This is a genomic window from Pseudomonas sp. AN3A02 (assembly GCF_011765255.1).
Lineage (GTDB): Bacteria > Pseudomonadota > Gammaproteobacteria > Pseudomonadales > Pseudomonadaceae > Aquipseudomonas.
In genome coordinates this window covers 1,088,650-1,104,874 of sequence record NZ_JAARNI010000001.1, presented here as the reverse complement: position 1 = coordinate 1,104,874, position 16,225 = coordinate 1,088,650, and the positions used below count along the sequence as shown (strand labels likewise).

Sequence of the window (16,225 nt, the reverse complement as noted above, 5' to 3'; positions counted from 1 at the left end):
CCTTGCTAACGAATTATGACGCCCCTAGAACGATATCAAGCTGATCTGAAACGCCCCGACTTCTTCCATGACGCTGCCCAGGAAACTGCGGTGCGCCATTTGCAGCGCCTGTACGACGATCTGGTCCAGGCCTCGCAGAACAAGCCGGGCATGTTCAGCAAGTTGTTTGGCAAGAAAGACCATACGCCGGTCAAGGGCTTGTACTTCTGGGGTGGCGTCGGCCGGGGCAAGACTTACCTGGTCGACACCTTCTTTGAAGCCCTGCCGTTCAAGGAAAAGGTCCGTACTCACTTCCACCGCTTCATGAAGCGCGTGCACGAAGAGATGAAGACCCTGCCGGGTGAAAAGAACCCGCTGACCATCATCGCCAAGCGCTTCTCCGATGAAGCGCGGGTGATCTGTTTCGATGAGTTCTTCGTGTCCGACATCACCGACGCGATGATCCTCGGCACCCTGATGGAAGAGCTGTTCAAGAATGGCGTGACCCTGGTTGCCACTTCGAACATCGTGCCCGACGGCCTGTACAAGGACGGCCTGCAACGCGCGCGCTTCCTGCCGGCCATCGCCCTGATCAAGCAGAACACCGACATCGTCAACGTCGACAGCGGCGTCGACTATCGCCTGCGTCACCTTGAGCAAGCCGAACTGTTCCACTTCCCGCTCAATGAAGTGGCCGAGGAAAGCCTGCGCAAGAGCTTCCGTGCCCTGACGCCGGAATGCACCCAGGCGGTGGAAAACGACAAGTTGATCATCGAAAACCGCGAAATCATCGCGCTGCGTACCTGCGACGACGTGGCCTGGTTCGACTTCCGCGAACTGTGCGATGGCCCCCGCAGCCAGAACGACTACATCGAACTGGGCAAGATCTTCCACGCGGTGATCTTGAGCGGCGTTGAGCAGATGACCGTAACCACCGACGACATCGCGCGGCGCTTTATCAACATGGTCGACGAATTCTACGACCGTAACGTCAAGCTGATCATCTCGGCGGAAGTCGAGCTCAAGGACCTCTACACCGGCGGTCGCTTGAACTTCGAGTTCCAACGGACCTTGAGCCGCTTGCTCGAAATGCAGTCCCACGAGTTCCTGTCGCGGGCGCACAAGCCTTAAGCGCTAGCCCCCTGTAGGAGCGAGCTTGCTCGCGAAGAACTCAATGACAGCGCGGGGCTTCAGATGCCCCGCGTTTTCGTTAACGACCTTCGCGAGCAAGCTCGCTCCTACAGTAAGGGCGACCTATGCCGCCTGCTGGAACTGCTGGCGGTACTGGTTGGGCGACAGCTCGGTGTGCTGCCGGAACAGCCGCGCAAAGAAGCTCGCGTCGTCGTAGCCCACTTCGTAGCTGATGGTCTTGATGCTTTTGCGGCTACCGGACAGCAACCCCTTGGCCGTCTCGATGCGCAGGCGTTGCAGGTAATGCAGCGGCTTGTCGCCCGTGGCGGTCTGGAAGCGCCGCATGAAGTTGCGGATGCTCATGCCGTGTTCCCGGGCCACGTCTTCAAAGCGGAACTTGTCGGCGAAGTGCTCTTCGAGCCAATGCTGGATCTGCAGGATGATCACGTCCTGGTGCAGCTTCTGGCCGCCAAAACCGATGCGCCCGGGGGCGTAGCTGCGCTGCACTTCATAGAGGATGTCGCGGGCCACCGCCTGGGCGATGTTGGCGCCGCAGAAGCGTTCGATCAGGTAGATGTAGAGGTCGCAGGCCGAGGTGGTGCCGCCGGCACAGTAGAGGTTGTCGGCGTCGGTCAGGTGCTTGTCCTGGTTCAGTTGCACCTTGGGAAAGCGTTCGCTGAAGGCGTTGAAGAAGCGCCAGTAGGTGGTCGCTTCCTTGCCGTCCAGCAGGCCGGCTTCGGCGAGCCAGAACACGCCGGTGGCTTCGCCGCACAGCACGGCGCCACGGGCATGTTGTTCGCGCAGCCAAGGCAGCACTTGTGGGTAGCGTTGGCACAGTGAGTCGAAGTCGTCCCAGAAGGCCGGGAGCACGATGATGTCGGCGTTTTCGAGGCCGCCGTCCACCGGCATGATCACATCGCTGAAGCTGCGCACCGATTGCCCATCGGGGCTGACCAGGCGCGTTTCGAAAGCGGGAGTAAGGCCCTGGCCCAGCTGTTTGCCGTAGCGCAGGCTCGCGAGGTGGAAGAAATCCTTGGCTTGCATGAGGGTTGAAGCGAATACCCGATCAATGGCCAAAATGCTGACGCGCCGCAAGGGCGTGGAGATTTGGTTAGACATAATTTCATTTATTCTTATAGGGGAAAGTGGTCACCAGACGGCTGGATCGTCTTATTTTTTGTCGCATGTGTCCAGTGTCCTGTGACGCCTTCGCGGCTTAGGCTCTGTGATCCCGGTCTTGTCCGACAATTCACGCAGGTGACCCATGATTCCCAGAACCTTGTTCAGCTCGGAGCACGAACTCTTCCGCCAGAGCGTGCGTACCTTCCTCGAAAAAGACGCGGCGCCGTTCCACGGGCAATGGGAAAAGCAGGGCTATATCGACCGTAACCTGTGGAACAAGGCAGGGGAGGCGGGGATGCTCTGCTCGCATTTGCCGGAAGAGTACGGCGGCCTTGGGGCAGACTTTCTCTACAGCGCCGTGGTGATCGAAGAGATCAGCCGCCTGGGGCTGACCGGGATTGGTTTCTCCCTGCATTCGGACATCGTCGCGCCGTACATCCTGCATTACGGCAGTGAGGCGCTGAAGCACAAGTACCTGCCCAAGCTGATCTCCGGGGAGATGGTCACGGCCATCGCCATGACCGAGCCGGGGGCCGGGTCCGACCTGCAAGGGGTCAAGACCACCGCCGTGCTGGACGGCGATGAGTATGTGATCAACGGTTCGAAGACGTTCATCACCAATGGCTTCCTGGCGGACCTGGTGATTGTCGTCGCCAAGACCGACCCCAAGGCCGGCGCCAAGGGCACCAGTCTGTTCCTGGTGGAGGCCAACACGCCGGGCTTCGACAAGGGCAAGCGCCTGGAGAAGGTCGGGATGAAGGCTCAGGATACGTCGGAGCTATTCTTCCAGGATGTGCGGGTGCCCAAGGAGAATCTGCTGGGGCAGGCGGGGATGGGCTTTGCCTATCTGATGCAGGAGTTGCCGCAGGAGCGTTTGACGGTGGCCATCGGAGCGTTGTCGTCAGCCGAGGCGGCGTTGCAATGGACACTGGACTACACCCGCGACCGCAAGGCGTTCGGCAAGGCGATCATCGACTTCCAGAACACACGATTCAAACTGGCGGAAATCGCCACGGAAACCCAGATCGGCCGGGTGTTTGTCGACAAGTGCATGGAACTGCACCTGGAAGGCAAGCTCGATGTGCCGACGGCTGCGATGGCCAAATACTGGGCCACGGACCTGCAATGCAAGGTGCTGGATGAGTGCGTGCAGTTGCACGGTGGCTACGGCTTCATGTGGGAATACCCGATTGCGCGGGCCTGGGCGGATGCGCGGGTGCAGCGGATTTATGCGGGGACGAATGAGATCATGAAGGAGATTATTGCGCGGGCGCTTTGAAGGTGCAGTGAGATCTATGTGGCGAGGGGGCTTGTCCCCCGTTGGGCTGCGCAGCAGCCCCAATAAAAGCACCTCATTCTTTCTGGCAGATTGAGGTGGCAGGTTTTGGGGCCGCTTCGCAGCCCAACGGGGGACAAGCCCCCTCGCCACAGGGTCAATCAAGGCGCAGGATTCGGATGATCCTTCTGGATCGCCTCAATCCCCGCCAGTACCTCATCCGACAGTTTCAGATCGGCACTGGCGATGTTGCTGTCCAGCTGCTCCAGCGTCGTGGCGCCAATGATGTTGCTGGTCACGAACGGTTGCTGGGTCACAAACGCCAATGCCATCTGCGCCGGGTCCAGGCCGTGCTCACGGGCCAGTGCCACATAACGGCTGCACGCAGCTTCCGACTGCGGGTTGAAGTAGCGGCTGAAGCGGCTATAGAGGCTCAGGCGACCCTTGGCCGGGCGTGCGCCACCTTCGTATTTGCCGCTGAGCATGCCGAACGCCAGTGGCGAGTACGCCAGCAAGCCACATTGCTCACGGATGGCGATTTCCGCCAGGCCCACTTCAAAGCTGCGGTTGAGCAGGTTGTAGGGGTTCTGGATCGACACGGCGCGGGTCCAGCCTCGGGCTTCGGCCAGGGCCAGGAATTTCATGGTGCCCCACGGGGTTTCGTTGGACAGGCCGATGTGGCGGATTTTGCCGGCCTTGACCTGCTCATCCAGCGCTTCGAGGGTTTCTTCCAGCGGCGTCAGGTCTTCTTCGGCCTTGTGCTTGTAGCCCAGTTGGCCAAAAAAGTTGGTGCTGCGCTCGGGCCAGTGCAATTGGTAGAGGTCGATCCAGTCGGTTTGCAGGCGCTTGAGGCTCGCATCCAGGGCTTCGACGATGTGCTTGCGGTTGTGCTTGAGGCTGCCATCGCGGATGTAGTCGATGGTGTTGCCGGGGCCTGCGATCTTGCTGGCGAGGATCCAGTCGGCACGGTCGCCGCGACTTTTGAAGTAATTACCGATGTAGCGCTCGGTGGTGGCGTAGGTGTCTGCCTTGGGCGGCACCGGGTACATTTCGGCGGTATCGAGGAAGTTGATTCCCGCGGCCTTGGCCCGTTCGATCTGTGCGAAGGCCTCTGCCTCGCTGTTCTGCTCGCCCCAGGTCATGGTGCCCAAGGCTATCGCGCTCACGTTAAGATCGGTTCGGCCCAGCTGTCGATAGTCCATCGGGTACTCCTTCAGGGAAAACAATCATAAAAGCAGGTTGAAATTTTTTTGGCAATCTGCATAATTGCCCACCTCTTTCTGCAGTGGAAGTGATGCGCCGCCTGCCGAAGAATCTTGCCGTTGAACGGACGCGCCGACCCGAGCCCCCGATAGCGTCTGTATCCGGCTGCCTTTGACTTGTCAAAGTACGCACTATTCAGTAAGATCCGCCGTCTAATTTACAGGGCGGCCCCTGAGGCTATTAAAGAATGACAACTTTTACTGCAAAACCAGAAACAGTTCAGCGCGACTGGTTTGTCGTCGACGCCGCTGGTCAGACCCTGGGTCGTCTGGCCACTGAAGTCGCCAGCCGTCTGCGTGGCAAGCACAAGCCTGAGTACACCCCTCACGTTGATACCGGTGACTACATTGTCATCATCAACGCTGAGCAGGTACGTGTTACCGGCAACAAAGCGCAAGACAAAATGTACTACCGTCACTCCGGTTTCCCAGGCGGTATCAAGTCTTCGAACTTCGAAGGCCTGATCTCCAAAAAGCCTGAAGCCCCGATTGAAATCGCGGTCAAAGGTATGCTGCCGAAGGGCCCACTGGGTCGCGACATGTATCGCAAGCTGAAAGTCTATGCGGGCGCTGCTCACCCTCATGCTGCTCAGCAGCCCCAAGAACTGAAGTTTTAACGGAATAGTTCATTATGTCGGCGACTCAAAATTACGGCACTGGCCGTCGCAAAACCGCTACCGCTCGCGTTTTCCTGCGTCCGGGTACTGGTAACATCTCGATCAACAACCGCACTCTGGAAAATTTCTTCGGTCGCGAAACTGCCCGCATGGTAGTTCGTCAGCCGCTGGAATTGACCGAGACCGTTGAAAAGTTCGACATCTACGTCACCGTTATCGGTGGCGGTGTTAGTGGTCAAGCTGGCGCAATCCGCCACGGTATCACTCGCGCTCTGATGCAGTACGACGAAACCCTGCGTGGCGCTCTGCGCAAAGCTGGCTTCGTGACTCGCGATGCTCGTGAAGTTGAACGTAAGAAAGTTGGTCTGCGTAAAGCGCGTAAGCGTCCGCAGTACTCGAAGCGTTAATTCGCTTTTACGTTCCAGAAAACGCCCAGCCTCCTCACGGAGCTGGGCGTTTTTTATTGCCTGCTATTTATGTAAAAAAATCTCTGTGACAACTTGCCACATCCGTAGAGCCCCTATACTCAAAGGCTTGGAGCCAGTGCTGGGGGTAATTACCTTGTCAGACGTGGGGCTTTTCATTACCATTCGGCAAAATTTTTATAAGTTCAGATTTAACACTTAGTAGACGCCTGATTTAACAGGCCACAAAGCTGATGGGAGAGGACTGAATGAGCAATGACGGCGTGAATGCAGGCCGGCGTCGCTTCTTGGTAGCAGCCACATCCGTGGTGGGTGCTGCAGGAGCGGTGGGGGCTGCGGTCCCGTTCGTGGGGTCATGGTTTCCCAGTGCCAAGGCGAAAGCCGCAGGTGCACCGGTGAAGGTGAATGTCAGCAAGATCGATCCAGGCCAGCAAATGATTGCTGAGTGGCGCGGTCAGCCAGTGTTCATCGTTCGTCGTACCGAGGAAATCCTGGGAAATTTGAAGAAGATCGAGGGCCAGCTGTCTGACCCCGACTCGAAGAATTCCGACCAACCCGCTTACGTCGATAAGGAAATTCGCTCGATCAAGCCGGAGATTCTGCTGCTGATCGGTATCTGCACCCACTTGGGTTGCTCTCCCACCTTCCGCCCGGAAGTGGCGCCCGCGGACCTGGGCAAGGACTGGGTCGGGGGCTATTTCTGCCCGTGCCACGGTTCTCACTACGACCTCGCTGGCCGCGTCTACAAGTCACAACCCGCGCCACTGAACCTGCCAGTTCCGCCACATCACTACGAGACTGACAGTGTCATTGTCATTGGCGTCGACGAGGGGGAGAAAGCCTGATGAGCAAGTTCATGGATTGGGTGGATGCGCGCTTTCCCGCGACCAAAATGTGGGAAGACCACCTCAGCAAGTACTACGCACCGAAGAATTTCAACTTCTTCTATTTCTTTGGCTCCCTGGCACTTTTGGTACTGGTCAACCAGATCGTTACCGGTGTCTGGCTGACGATGAGCTACACCCCGTCGGCCGAAGAAGCCTTCGCCTCCGTCGAATACATCATGCGCGACGTCGAGTACGGCTCGATCCTGCGTCTGCTGCACTCCACCGGCGCCTCGGCGTTCTTCATCGTGGTCTACATGCACATGTTCCGCGGCTTGCTCTACGGCTCGTACCAGAAGCCTCGCGAGCTGGTATGGGTGTTCGGCATGCTGATCTATCTGGCGCTGATGGCCGAGGCCTTCATGGGGTACCTGCTGCCGTGGGGCCAGATGTCCTATTGGGGCGCCCAGGTGATCATCTCGCTGTTCGGCGCGATCCCGGTCATCGGCAACGACCTGACCCAGTGGATTCGTGGTGACTACCTGATTTCCGGGATCACCCTGAACCGCTTCTTCGCCTTGCACGTGGTGGCCTTGCCGATCGTGATTCTCGGCCTGGTGGTGCTGCACATCCTGGCACTGCACGAAGTGGGTTCGAACAACCCCGACGGCGTGGACATCAAGAAGCACAAGGACGAAAACGGCGTACCGCTGGACGGCATTCCGTTCCACCCGTACTACACCGTGAAAGATATCGTCGGCGTGGTGGTGTTCCTGTTCATCTTCTGCTCGATCGTGTTCTTTTTCCCGGAGATGGGCGGTTATTTCCTCGAGAAACCGAACTTCGAACAGGCGAACGCCTTCAAGACCCCGGAACACATTGCCCCGGTCTGGTACTTCACCCCGTTCTACGCGATCTTGCGGGCGATTCCCGACAAACTCATGGGCGTGATCGCCATGGGCGCGGCGATTGCGGTGCTGTTCGTGCTGCCTTGGCTAGACCGTAGCCCGGTCAAATCCATGCGCTACAAGGGCTGGCTGAGCAAGATCTGGCTGTGGGTGTTCTGCATTTCGTTCGTGATCCTGGGCGTACTGGGCGTATTGGCGCCGACCCCGGAGCGTACGTTGCTGTCGCAGGTCTGCACCTTCCTGTACTTCGCCTACTTCATTCTGATGCCGTTCTACACCCGGCTCGAGAAGACCAAACCGGTACCGGATAGGGTGACTGGCTGATGAAAAAATTATTCGTTGCATTCATTCTTGCGGCCCTGCCGCTGCTGTCTTTCGCCGCTGAACACGGCCCAGAGCTGGAAAAAGTCGACATCGACGTGTCGGACAAGGCTGCCATGCAAGACGGCGCACGTACGTTCGCCAACTACTGCATGGGCTGCCACAGTGCCAAGTTCCAGCGTTACGAGCGCGTTGCCGATGACCTGGGCATCCCGCACGACGTGATGCTCAAGAACCTGGTGTTCACCGGTGCGAAGATCGGCGACCACATGACCATCGGCATGCAACCTGCCGACGCCAAGACCTGGTTCGGGGCTGCACCGCCCGACCTGACCCTGGTGGCCCGTGTGCGTGGCACCGATTGGCTCTACGGCTACCTGAAATCCTTCTACGAAGACCCGTCGCGTCCCTACGGCGTGAACAACAAAGTGTTCCCGAACGTCGGTATGCCTAACGTTCTGGTCGGCCTGCAAGGCCGCCAAGTGGTAGGATGCAAGCAAGTACAAATCGTCGAAGACGGCAAGAAGCAGTATGATCCGCTCACCGGTACGCCTTTGACTCATGAAGCGTGCGATCAGCTGACCATAATGCCGAAGACCGGCGCGCTGAACGAAGAGCAGTTCGACGAGAAGGTCAAGAATCTGGTGACCTTCCTGGCCTACTCGGCCAACCCAGTGAAGCTGCAGCATCAGCGCATTGGTACCTATGTGTTGCTGTACCTGGCCTTCTTCTTCGTGTTCGCCTATCTGCTGAAACGCGAATACTGGAAGGATGTGCATTGATCCAACCGTAAGTAATTGCTGTTAATCTTGCGCGCCCAGCGGCATCTCTGAAGGTAAGTCTGGTCTATCCAGGCGTCACGGAGATGCTCACTGGGCGCGCTCGTTTTTGAGCTTCCGATAATTTCAACAAGCGAGGAGGACCGCCATGGGCGTGACCAATCGGTTGGCCTGTTACTCCGACCCCGCCGACCACTATTCCCACCGAGTACGCATCGTGCTCGCAGAGAAGGGTGTCAGCGCAGAGATCATTACTGTGGAGGCTGGTCGTCACCCGCCGAAACTGATCGAAGTGAACCCTTACGGCAGCTTGCCCACCCTGGTCGATCGTGACCTGGCGTTGTGGGAGTCAACCGTGGTGATGGAATACTTGGATGAGCGTTATCCCCATCCGCCGTTGTTGCCGGTGTATCCGGTGGCGCGTGCCAACAGCCGCCTGCTGATCCATCGGATCCAGCGTGACTGGTGTGGCCTGGTGGACCTGATTCTGGATTCACGCAGCAAAGAAGCCGCCCGGGTCCAGGCGCGCAAGGAATTGCGCGAGAGCCTGACCGGTGTTTCGCCGTTATTTGCCGACAAACCTTTTTTCCTCAGCGAGGAACAAAGTCTGGTGGATTGCTGCCTATTACCCATACTCTGGCGCTTGCCGATTTTGGGCATTGAATTGCCGCGGCCTGCCAAGCCGCTGCTTGATTACATGGAGCGCCAGTTTGCGCGTGAGGCTTTCCAGGCGAGTCTGTCTGGTGTCGAACGCGATATGCGCTAAGGCTTAAGGAGCCGTTGATGAACTCCAGTCGACCTTACCTGGTCCGCGCGCTCTATGAGTGGATAGTGGACAACGATTGCACCCCGCACATGCTGGTCAATTCCGAGTTTCCCGCGGTTCAGGTACCGCAAGGTTTTGCCAGTGACGGACAAATCGTCCTGAACGTTTCACCCAGTGCCGTGCGACACCTGCACATGGACAATGAAGCGGTCAGCTTTGAAGGGCGTTTCGGCGGTGTGCCGCATACGCTGTTCGTGCCCATCGGCGCCATCCTCGGGATTTACGCCCGGGAAAATGGCCAGGGCATGGTGTTTGATCTGGAGTCGTCCCTTGAGGATGACGAAGCGATCGAGCTCGAAGGCGAAGATGATGTGCCGCCGCCGGATTCCGAGCCGCCGCGCCCAAGCGGTCGGCCGAGCCTGAAAGTGGTGAAGTAATAAGGCGCAGGCCCTTGGGTCAGTGTTGAAAATGCCTCGGCGATGCCGGGGTATTTTTTTGCCTGGCGAAAACCCCGCCGGATATAGATGAAAGTCATGACAGGACGGTGATCGTACAACCGCCATGGGCTATCATGCGTGCTTCAGATCGCCGAGATAGATGATTCATCATGGAAAACTCCAGCGCCGCCCCTCGTCTTCCCCGCAAGCGCCGCAGCCTTGCCCAGGAATTGGTCACGGTGTTGTCCGAGCAGATCCGCGACGGCCAACTCAAACGGGGCGACAAACTGCCCACCGAGTCGGCCATCATGGACGCCCATGGGGTCAGCCGCACCGTGGTGCGTGAAGCCATCTCGCGATTGCAGGCGGCCGGGCAGGTGGAAACCCGCCACGGTATCGGCACCTTTGTGCTGGATACGCCAAGCCCCAGCGGTTTCCGGATCGACCCGGCCACCGTGGTGACGCTGAGGGATGTGCTGGCCATCCTTGAGTTGCGCATCAGCCTGGAAGTGGAGTCTGCGGGCCTTGCCGCCCAGCGTCGTAGCGACGAGCAATTGGCCGGCATGCGTGCGGCCCTCGATGCCTTGAACGAAAGTGCAGCCCACGCCGGTGATGCGGTAGCGTCGGACTTCCAGTTCCACCTGCAGATTGCCCTGTCCACCGGCAACCGCTACTTCACCGACATCATGACCCACCTGGGCACCAGCATCATTCCACGCACGCGGCTGAACTCGGCACGCCTGGCCCATGATGACCAGCAGCACTACATGAGCCGCCTGAGCCGCGAACACGAAGAGATCTATGAGGCGATCGCTCGCCAGGATTCGGATGCGGCACGGGCGGCCATGCGTTTGCACCTGACCAACAGCCGTGAGCGGCTGCGCCATGCCCATGAAGAGGCAGAAGCCCAGCGCGGCTAATTCCAGGCTGGAAGTAAGAGTGTGGCTTGAAAGCTCATTGTGGCGAGGGAGCTTGCTCCCGTTGGGCCGCGCAGCGGCCCCAAATCCATTCCCCCGAGTTCTGTCTGAAAGAACCCCGTGTTCTCGCTTGCGCTGCTTCGCAGCCCAACGGGAGCAAGCTCCCTCGCCACAGGTTAATGCACAAGGCTTAACTCATGTCTTTCAGGCCGGCTGATTTGGCTTGTAGTCCTTCAGCAACAGATACGTGCTCCAACCCCACCAGTCATTCGTCCACTGCTTGTCATTCAGGTTGTTGACGTCCTTGCGCCGCAGCACCTTGTCGCCTTCTGCCTTGAACAGCGGTGAGAAGTTGTTCGCCGGGTTTTGTGCGGCGTTCAGGTCCGGCACATACAGCGGCGCCTTGAAGTTGGCCGGGGAGGGCGCCACGCCGCTGATAAAGGCTTCAAAGATTTCATCGGACGAGGCCTGCACGGCACGTTTGACCATGGCCCGGTTGGCCGCGTCGCTGCTGTCGAAGTAGCGTTTATCACCGTAGGCGTGCCACTGATCACCCAGGGCATTGCGCACATTGAGCCCGAATTTGCTGTCTTCATCGTGCATGAAGCGGCTGATCAGCGAGCCCAGTTCACCCGGTGTCACCACCGCCGCCAGTTGTTTGCGCGGTACCCGCAGGTGGCCGGCAGAAAACAGATCGGTCAAGAAGTGATCAGCAAAGCTGTTCATGGCATAAGCCAGTTCCAGCGCCTGATCGGTGCCGGTCTGATGGGCCACGACCGCTTGTTGCAGGGCTGCCGTATGCCCCGCCAGATACGCTGCCAAGGCCCATTCGCCGAAGTGATCGGCATTGTCTGCCGCCAGTTTCAGGTAGCGCCCCAAGGGAACCAGCGCCGAAACGGCGCTGCCGCCGCCGGTGATGCGGTTCCATTCCTCGGACAAGGTGTCACCCAGCGCGTCATAGGCTTCATGGGGTTGCTTGCCGTCCTTGATCGCCTGGTTAACCGCGTTGATCTCCTTTTGCATCACCGCGAGGATCTTGCCCGCTTCCTCTCGCGACGCCGGTAATACCGCCAACGAGTTGAACGCATCGGTAAAGCGCTGCACGCGGTCAGCAGGCGATGCGCCCTCGTTGATGGGGCGCCCGGGAATGCCATAGAAATCGCCGCCCAGGGCAATGATCTGGCCATAGCTCAGGGCCAGGCCGTTGGGCAGGTGCAATTCGACCTGCCGGGCGGGAATCGCCGGGGCGTCCTTGACGAAGCGCAACAGGGTGTCGTCGCCAATGGCGGTGTGTTCACCGCCTTCGAAGCGCAGGGTGGGTGGTCGTTTTTCAGGTGTGGCGAGTTCAAGATCTGACATGTTAGCTCCTTGCTATGTCGTAGGAATCTTCCGTAATAACTGTATGTATATACAGTTAAATCGAGCATAGAGGAAAAAATTCCTACGTCAAGAACGTCGCGTTGAGGCCTGACCCGCATGAAGGTCGATGAATTGCAGTTGACGAATGTTTTTATAGTTGTACGATGACGTACGACATCAAGATAACCATCCGTAATCTCTCAACAGAAAGTCTTCGCCCAGGGTGTTCGAATAATGAATCCACAAGAACTGAAGTCCATCCTCTCTCACGGTCTGCTGTCTTTCCCGGTGACCGATTTCAACGCCCAGGGTGATTTCCACCAGGCGGGCTACATCAAGCGCCTGGAATGGCTCGCCCCTTACGGCGCTACTGCCTTGTTCGCCGCAGGCGGCACCGGTGAGTTTTTCTCCCTGGCGGCCAGCGAATATTCGCAAGTGGTGAAAACCGCCGTTGATACCTGCGCCACCAGCGTGCCGATTCTTGCCGGTGTCGGCGGTGCGACCCGCCAGGCCATCGAGTACGCCCAGGAAGCCGAGCGTCTTGGTGCCAAAGGCCTGCTGCTGCTGCCGCACTACTTGACCGAAGCCAGCCAGGACGGGGTTGCCGCCCACGTTGAAGCGGTGTGCAAGTCGGTCAAGATCGGCGTCGTGGTCTACAACCGCAACGTCTGCCGCTTGACCGCGCCGCTGCTGGAACGCCTGGCCGAGCGCTGCCCGAACCTGATCGGCTACAAGGACGGCCTGGGTGACATTGAATTGATGGTGTCGATCCGCCGTCGTCTCGGTGACCGTTTCAGCTACCTGGGCGGCTTGCCGACTGCAGAGGTTTACGCCGCTGCCTACAAGGCCCTGGGCGTGCCGGTGTACTCCTCGGCGGTGTTCAACTTCATTCCAAAAACCGCGATGGATTTCTACCACGCCATTGCCCGGGAAGATCACGCCACCGTCGGCAAGATCATCGACGATTTCTTCCTGCCGTACCTCGACATCCGTAACCGCAAGGCCGGTTACGCCGTGAGCATCGTCAAGGCCGGGGCGAAAATCGTCGGCTATGACGCCGGCCCCGTGCGTACGCCGCTGACCGATCTGCTGCCGGAAGAATACGAAGCCCTGGCCGCGCTGATCGACAAGCAAGGCGCGCAATAACCCATCACCAAGGCCGCTGAGTAATCAGCGGCTTTTTGCGTCAGGAGAGAATTCGTGTCCCAAGCCAAGCGTTTTGAAAACTACATCGGTGGCCAGTGGGTTGCCGGCGCCGACTACTCGGCCAACATCAACCCGTCGGAGTTGTCTGATGTCATTGGCGAGTACGCCAAGGCTGACCTCGCCCAGGTTCACGACGCCATCGACGCTGCGCGCGCTGCATTCCCGGCGTGGTCCACTTCTGGCATCCAGGCGCGTCATGATTCGCTGGATAAGGTCGGCACCGAGATCCTTGCCCGTCGCGAAGAGCTCGGCACTCTGCTGGCCCGGGAAGAGGGCAAGACCTTGCCGGAAGCCATCGGCGAAGTGACCCGCGCCGGTAACATCTTTAAATTTTTCGCCGGTGAATGCCTGCGCCTGTCCGGCGACTACTTGCCGTCGGTGCGTCCGGGCGTCAATGTCGAAGTGACCCGCGAAGCGTTGGGTGTCGTTGGCCTGATCACCCCGTGGAACTTCCCGATTGCCATCCCGGCCTGGAAGATCGCGCCGGCCCTGGCCTACGGCAACTGCGTGGTGCTCAAGCCGGCTGAACTGGTACCGGGCTGCGCCTGGGCCCTGGCCGAAATCATCTCCCGCGCCGGCTTCCCCGCCGGTGTGTTCAACCTGGTGATGGGCAGCGGCCGTGTGGTGGGTGATGCCATGGTCAACAGCCCGAAAGTCGACGGCATCAGCTTCACCGGCTCGGTGGGTGTAGGTCGCCAGATCGCTGTCAGCTGCGTGTCGCGCCAGGCCAAGGTGCAGTTGGAAATGGGCGGCAAGAATCCGCAGATCATTCTCGACGACGCCGACCTCAAGCAAGCCGTCGAGCTGTCGGTGCAGAGCGCGTTCTACTCCACCGGCCAGCGTTGCACCGCGTCCAGCCGCTTTATCGTCACCGCCGGGATTCACGACCAGTTCGTCGCGGCCATGGCTGAGCGGATGAAGTCGATCAAGGTCGGCCACGCGCTGAAAACCGGCACCGACATCGGCCCGGTGGTTTCCCAGGCCCAGTTGGACCAAGACTTGAAGTACATCGACATCGGCCAGAGCGAAGGTGCCCGGTTGGTCAGCGGTGGTGAACTGGTGACGTGCGACACCGAAGGCTACTTCCTCGCGCCGACACTGTTTGCCGACAGCGAAGCCGCAATGCGCATCAGCCGCGAAGAGATCTTCGGCCCGGTGGCCAACGTTGTGCGCGTGGCGGATTACGAGGCGGCGCTGGCGATGGCCAACGACACCGAGTTCGGTCTCTCGGCCGGTATCGCTACCACGTCGCTGAAGTATGCCAACCACTTCAAGCGTCATTCCCAGGCCGGGATGGTGATGGTCAATCTGCCGACTGCCGGCGTGGATTACCACGTTCCATTTGGTGGCCGTAAGGGTTCATCCTACGGCTCGCGTGAGCAGGGTCGCTATGCGCAAGAGTTCTACACCGTGGTGAAAACCAGCTACATCGGTTCCTGACGGCAACACCCTGTGGCGGGTCCGTGCCCGCCACAGGCTTACAATTTGTTTACCCGCAAAAAAAATAATTAGTGGGAGTACATCTTCATGCAAGCGACCAAGCCGACCCATGTCCGCTATTTGATCCTGCTCATGCTGTTTCTGGTGACCACGATCAACTATGCCGACCGGGCCACCATCGCCATCGCCGGCTCCAGCCTGCAAAAAGACCTCGGCATCGACGCGGTCACCCTCGGTTATATCTTCTCCGCATTCGGTTGGGCCTACGTGGCCGGGCAAATTCCCGGCGGCTGGCTGCTGGACCGATTCGGTTCGAAAAAAGTCTATGCCCTGAGCATCTTCACCTGGTCACTGTTCACCGTGCTGCAAGGCTATGTCGGTGAATTCGGTGTCTCCACCGCCATCGTTGCGCTGTTCATGTTGCGATTCCTGGTGGGCCTGGCTGAAGCGCCATCCTTTCCCGGAAATGCCCGCATCGTGGCGGCGTGGTTTCCTACGGCTGAACGGGGTACGGCCTCGGCGATCTTCAACTCGGCGCAGTACTTTGCGACCGTGTTGTTCGCGCCGCTGATGGGGTGGATCGTCTACACCTTCGGCTGGCAGCACGTGTTTGTGGTGATGGGCGGCATCGGCATCGTTTTCTCGCTGATCTGGCTGAAAGTTATCCACAGCCCGCGCCAGCACCCGATGATCAACGAGGCTGAGTTCCAGCACATCGCTGCCAACGGAGCCATGGTCGACATGGACCAGGACAAGGGCAGAGGCAAGAAAACCGACGGCCCGAAGTGGGATTACATCCGTCAGTTGCTGACCAACCGCATGATGCTCGGCGTGTACCTGGGCCAGTACTGCATCAATGGCATCACCTATTTCTTCCTGACGTGGTTCCCGGTGTACCTGGTTCAAGAACGCGGCATGACCATCCTCAAGGCCGGCTTCATCGCGTCCTTGCCGGCGATCTGCGGCTTTATCGGCGGCGTGTTGGGCGGGGTGATTTCCGACTACCTGCTGCGCAAAGGCCATTCGCTGACCTTTGCCCGCAAGGCGCCGATCATTGGTGGCTTGCTGATTTCCAGCAGCATTGTCGCGTGCAACTACGTGGACATCGAATGGATGGTGGTGGGCTTCATGGCCCTGGCCTTCTTCGGTAAAGGCGTTGGCGCACTGGGTTGGGCGGTGGTGTCCGACACCTCGCCGAAACAAATCGCTGGCTTGAGTGGCGGTTTGTTCAACATGTTCGGCAACCTGGCATCCATCAGCACCCCGATCGTGATCGGCTACATCATCAGCACCACTGGCTCCTTCAAGTGGGCGCTGGTGTTTGTCGGTGCCAACGCGTTGCTGGCGGTGTTCAGCTACCTGGTAATCGTCGGTCCGATCAAACGTGTGGTGCTCAAAGAGCCGCCGGCCAAAGGCCCTGAGCTGACTAAACTTTCCCAAGCGCATTCCTGAAGGG

Annotated in this window: 16 protein-coding genes; 13 read left to right on the top strand and 3 right to left on the bottom strand. The window is 59.1% G+C overall.

What is annotated here, in order from left to right; all coding sequences use genetic code 11:
* Positions 1-15: 15 nt before the first annotated feature.
* Complete coding sequence (gene zapE, locus HBJ59_RS05230) at positions 16-1,110, top strand: cell division protein ZapE (protein WP_076014449.1); 1,095 nt, start codon at positions 16-18, stop codon at positions 1,108-1,110.
* A gap of 123 nt (positions 1,111-1,233) precedes the next feature.
* On the opposite strand, the gene HBJ59_RS05225 is transcribed toward zapE, so the two are convergent.
* Positions 1,234-2,154: a GlxA family transcriptional regulator gene (locus HBJ59_RS05225; protein ID WP_172834601.1), complete on the bottom strand. Its 921-nt coding sequence runs from the start codon at positions 2,152-2,154 to the stop codon at positions 1,234-1,236.
* Positions 2,155-2,374: 220 nt separating this feature from the next.
* Here HBJ59_RS05225 and HBJ59_RS05220 point away from each other — a divergent pair, with 220 nt between their 5' ends.
* Positions 2,375-3,511 carry an acyl-CoA dehydrogenase family protein gene (locus HBJ59_RS05220; protein WP_167662908.1) on the top strand — a complete coding sequence of 379 codons (1,137 nt, stop codon included), beginning with the start codon at positions 2,375-2,377 and terminating at the stop codon, positions 3,509-3,511.
* A gap of 158 nt (positions 3,512-3,669) precedes the next feature.
* Here HBJ59_RS05220 and HBJ59_RS05215 read toward each other — a convergent pair whose 3' ends face one another.
* Positions 3,670-4,710, bottom strand: a complete 1,041-nt coding sequence (locus HBJ59_RS05215; protein WP_076014448.1) for an NADP(H)-dependent aldo-keto reductase — start codon at positions 4,708-4,710, stop codon at positions 3,670-3,672.
* 248 nt (positions 4,711-4,958) lie between these two features.
* On the opposite strand from HBJ59_RS05215, the gene rplM reads away from it, so the two are divergent.
* The 8 genes from rplM (at position 4,959) to HBJ59_RS05175 (ending at position 10,767) form a co-directional block, all read left to right on the top strand.
* On the top strand, positions 4,959-5,387 hold the full coding sequence (gene rplM / locus HBJ59_RS05210; protein WP_003216032.1) for a 50S ribosomal protein L13: 429 nt from the start codon (positions 4,959-4,961) through the stop codon (positions 5,385-5,387).
* Positions 5,388-5,401: 14 nt separating this feature from the next.
* On the top strand, positions 5,402-5,794 hold the full coding sequence (rpsI, locus tag HBJ59_RS05205; protein ID WP_003216038.1) for a 30S ribosomal protein S9: 393 nt from the start codon (positions 5,402-5,404) through the stop codon (positions 5,792-5,794).
* Between the two features lie 266 nt (positions 5,795-6,060).
* Entirely contained in the window at positions 6,061-6,657 is a 597-nt protein-coding gene (petA, locus tag HBJ59_RS05200; RefSeq protein WP_003216040.1) for a ubiquinol-cytochrome c reductase iron-sulfur subunit, read from the top strand.
* Positions 6,657-7,868: a cytochrome bc complex cytochrome b subunit gene (locus HBJ59_RS05195; RefSeq protein WP_076014447.1), complete on the top strand. Its 1,212-nt coding sequence runs from the start codon at positions 6,657-6,659 to the stop codon at positions 7,866-7,868. Before petA ends, HBJ59_RS05195 begins: the two co-directional genes overlap by 1 nt.
* The gene (locus tag HBJ59_RS05190; protein WP_076014446.1) at positions 7,868-8,647 is read left to right on the top strand and encodes a cytochrome c1; all 780 of its coding nucleotides are present in this window, start codon (positions 7,868-7,870) and stop codon (positions 8,645-8,647) included. The genes HBJ59_RS05195 and HBJ59_RS05190 overlap by 1 nt, the downstream gene beginning before the upstream one ends.
* Positions 8,648-8,792: 145 nt before the next feature.
* A complete protein-coding gene (locus HBJ59_RS05185) occupies positions 8,793-9,410 on the top strand; it encodes a glutathione S-transferase N-terminal domain-containing protein (RefSeq protein ID WP_010170749.1) in 618 nt (205 codons plus the stop codon).
* A 17-nt stretch (positions 9,411-9,427) separates the two neighbouring features.
* Positions 9,428-9,847, top strand: a complete 420-nt coding sequence (locus HBJ59_RS05180) for a ClpXP protease specificity-enhancing factor (protein ID WP_003216051.1) — start codon at positions 9,428-9,430, stop codon at positions 9,845-9,847.
* Positions 9,848-10,017: 170 nt separating this feature from the next.
* The gene (locus tag HBJ59_RS05175) at positions 10,018-10,767 is read left to right on the top strand and encodes a FadR/GntR family transcriptional regulator (RefSeq protein WP_008437251.1); all 750 of its coding nucleotides are present in this window, start codon (positions 10,018-10,020) and stop codon (positions 10,765-10,767) included.
* Positions 10,768-10,968: 201 nt separating this feature from the next.
* On the opposite strand, the gene HBJ59_RS05170 is transcribed toward HBJ59_RS05175, so the two are convergent.
* Complete coding sequence (locus HBJ59_RS05170; RefSeq protein WP_167662907.1) at positions 10,969-12,123, bottom strand: phospholipase; 1,155 nt, start codon at positions 12,121-12,123, stop codon at positions 10,969-10,971.
* Positions 12,124-12,357: 234 nt separating this feature from the next.
* Between HBJ59_RS05170 and kdgD the strand changes: the two genes are divergently transcribed.
* The 3 genes from kdgD to HBJ59_RS05155 all read left to right on the top strand — a co-directional run bounded on the left by kdgD (position 12,358) and on the right by HBJ59_RS05155 (position 16,221).
* On the top strand, positions 12,358-13,269 hold the full coding sequence (kdgD, locus tag HBJ59_RS05165; RefSeq protein WP_003216058.1) for a 5-dehydro-4-deoxyglucarate dehydratase: 912 nt from the start codon (positions 12,358-12,360) through the stop codon (positions 13,267-13,269).
* A 54-nt stretch (positions 13,270-13,323) separates the two neighbouring features.
* Positions 13,324-14,769, top strand: coding sequence for an aldehyde dehydrogenase family protein (locus tag HBJ59_RS05160; protein ID WP_167662906.1), 1,446 nt, complete (start codon positions 13,324-13,326; stop codon positions 14,767-14,769).
* A gap of 87 nt (positions 14,770-14,856) precedes the next feature.
* Complete coding sequence (locus HBJ59_RS05155) at positions 14,857-16,221, top strand: MFS transporter (RefSeq protein WP_167662905.1); 1,365 nt, start codon at positions 14,857-14,859, stop codon at positions 16,219-16,221.
* Positions 16,222-16,225 lie beyond the last annotated feature (4 nt).

What these genes read in the sequence shown, in the direction of transcription:
- zapE (WP_076014449.1), top strand. Translation starts at nt 16, where the DNA reads ATGACGCCCCTAGAACGATATCAAGCTGATCTGAAACGCCCCGACTTC.
- HBJ59_RS05175 (WP_008437251.1), top strand. Translation starts at nt 10,018, where the DNA reads ATGGAAAACTCCAGCGCCGCCCCTCGTCTTCCCCGCAAGCGCCGCAGC.
- petA (WP_003216040.1), top strand. Translation starts at nt 6,061, where the DNA reads ATGAGCAATGACGGCGTGAATGCAGGCCGGCGTCGCTTCTTGGTAGCA.
- kdgD (WP_003216058.1), top strand. Translation starts at nt 12,358, where the DNA reads ATGAATCCACAAGAACTGAAGTCCATCCTCTCTCACGGTCTGCTGTCT.
- HBJ59_RS05225 (WP_172834601.1), bottom strand. Translation starts at nt 2,154, where the DNA reads ATGCAAGCCAAGGATTTCTTCCACCTCGCGAGCCTGCGCTACGGCAAA.
- rpsI (WP_003216038.1), top strand. Translation starts at nt 5,402, where the DNA reads ATGTCGGCGACTCAAAATTACGGCACTGGCCGTCGCAAAACCGCTACC.
- HBJ59_RS05170 (WP_167662907.1), bottom strand. Translation starts at nt 12,123, where the DNA reads ATGTCAGATCTTGAACTCGCCACACCTGAAAAACGACCACCCACCCTG.
- HBJ59_RS05185 (WP_010170749.1), top strand. Translation starts at nt 8,793, where the DNA reads ATGGGCGTGACCAATCGGTTGGCCTGTTACTCCGACCCCGCCGACCAC.
- HBJ59_RS05155 (WP_167662905.1), top strand. Translation starts at nt 14,857, where the DNA reads ATGCAAGCGACCAAGCCGACCCATGTCCGCTATTTGATCCTGCTCATG.
- HBJ59_RS05180 (WP_003216051.1), top strand. Translation starts at nt 9,428, where the DNA reads ATGAACTCCAGTCGACCTTACCTGGTCCGCGCGCTCTATGAGTGGATA.
- HBJ59_RS05220 (WP_167662908.1), top strand. Translation starts at nt 2,375, where the DNA reads ATGATTCCCAGAACCTTGTTCAGCTCGGAGCACGAACTCTTCCGCCAG.
- HBJ59_RS05195 (WP_076014447.1), top strand. Translation starts at nt 6,657, where the DNA reads ATGAGCAAGTTCATGGATTGGGTGGATGCGCGCTTTCCCGCGACCAAA.
- HBJ59_RS05190 (WP_076014446.1), top strand. Translation starts at nt 7,868, where the DNA reads ATGAAAAAATTATTCGTTGCATTCATTCTTGCGGCCCTGCCGCTGCTG.
- rplM (WP_003216032.1), top strand. Translation starts at nt 4,959, where the DNA reads ATGACAACTTTTACTGCAAAACCAGAAACAGTTCAGCGCGACTGGTTT.
- HBJ59_RS05215 (WP_076014448.1), bottom strand. Translation starts at nt 4,710, where the DNA reads ATGGACTATCGACAGCTGGGCCGAACCGATCTTAACGTGAGCGCGATA.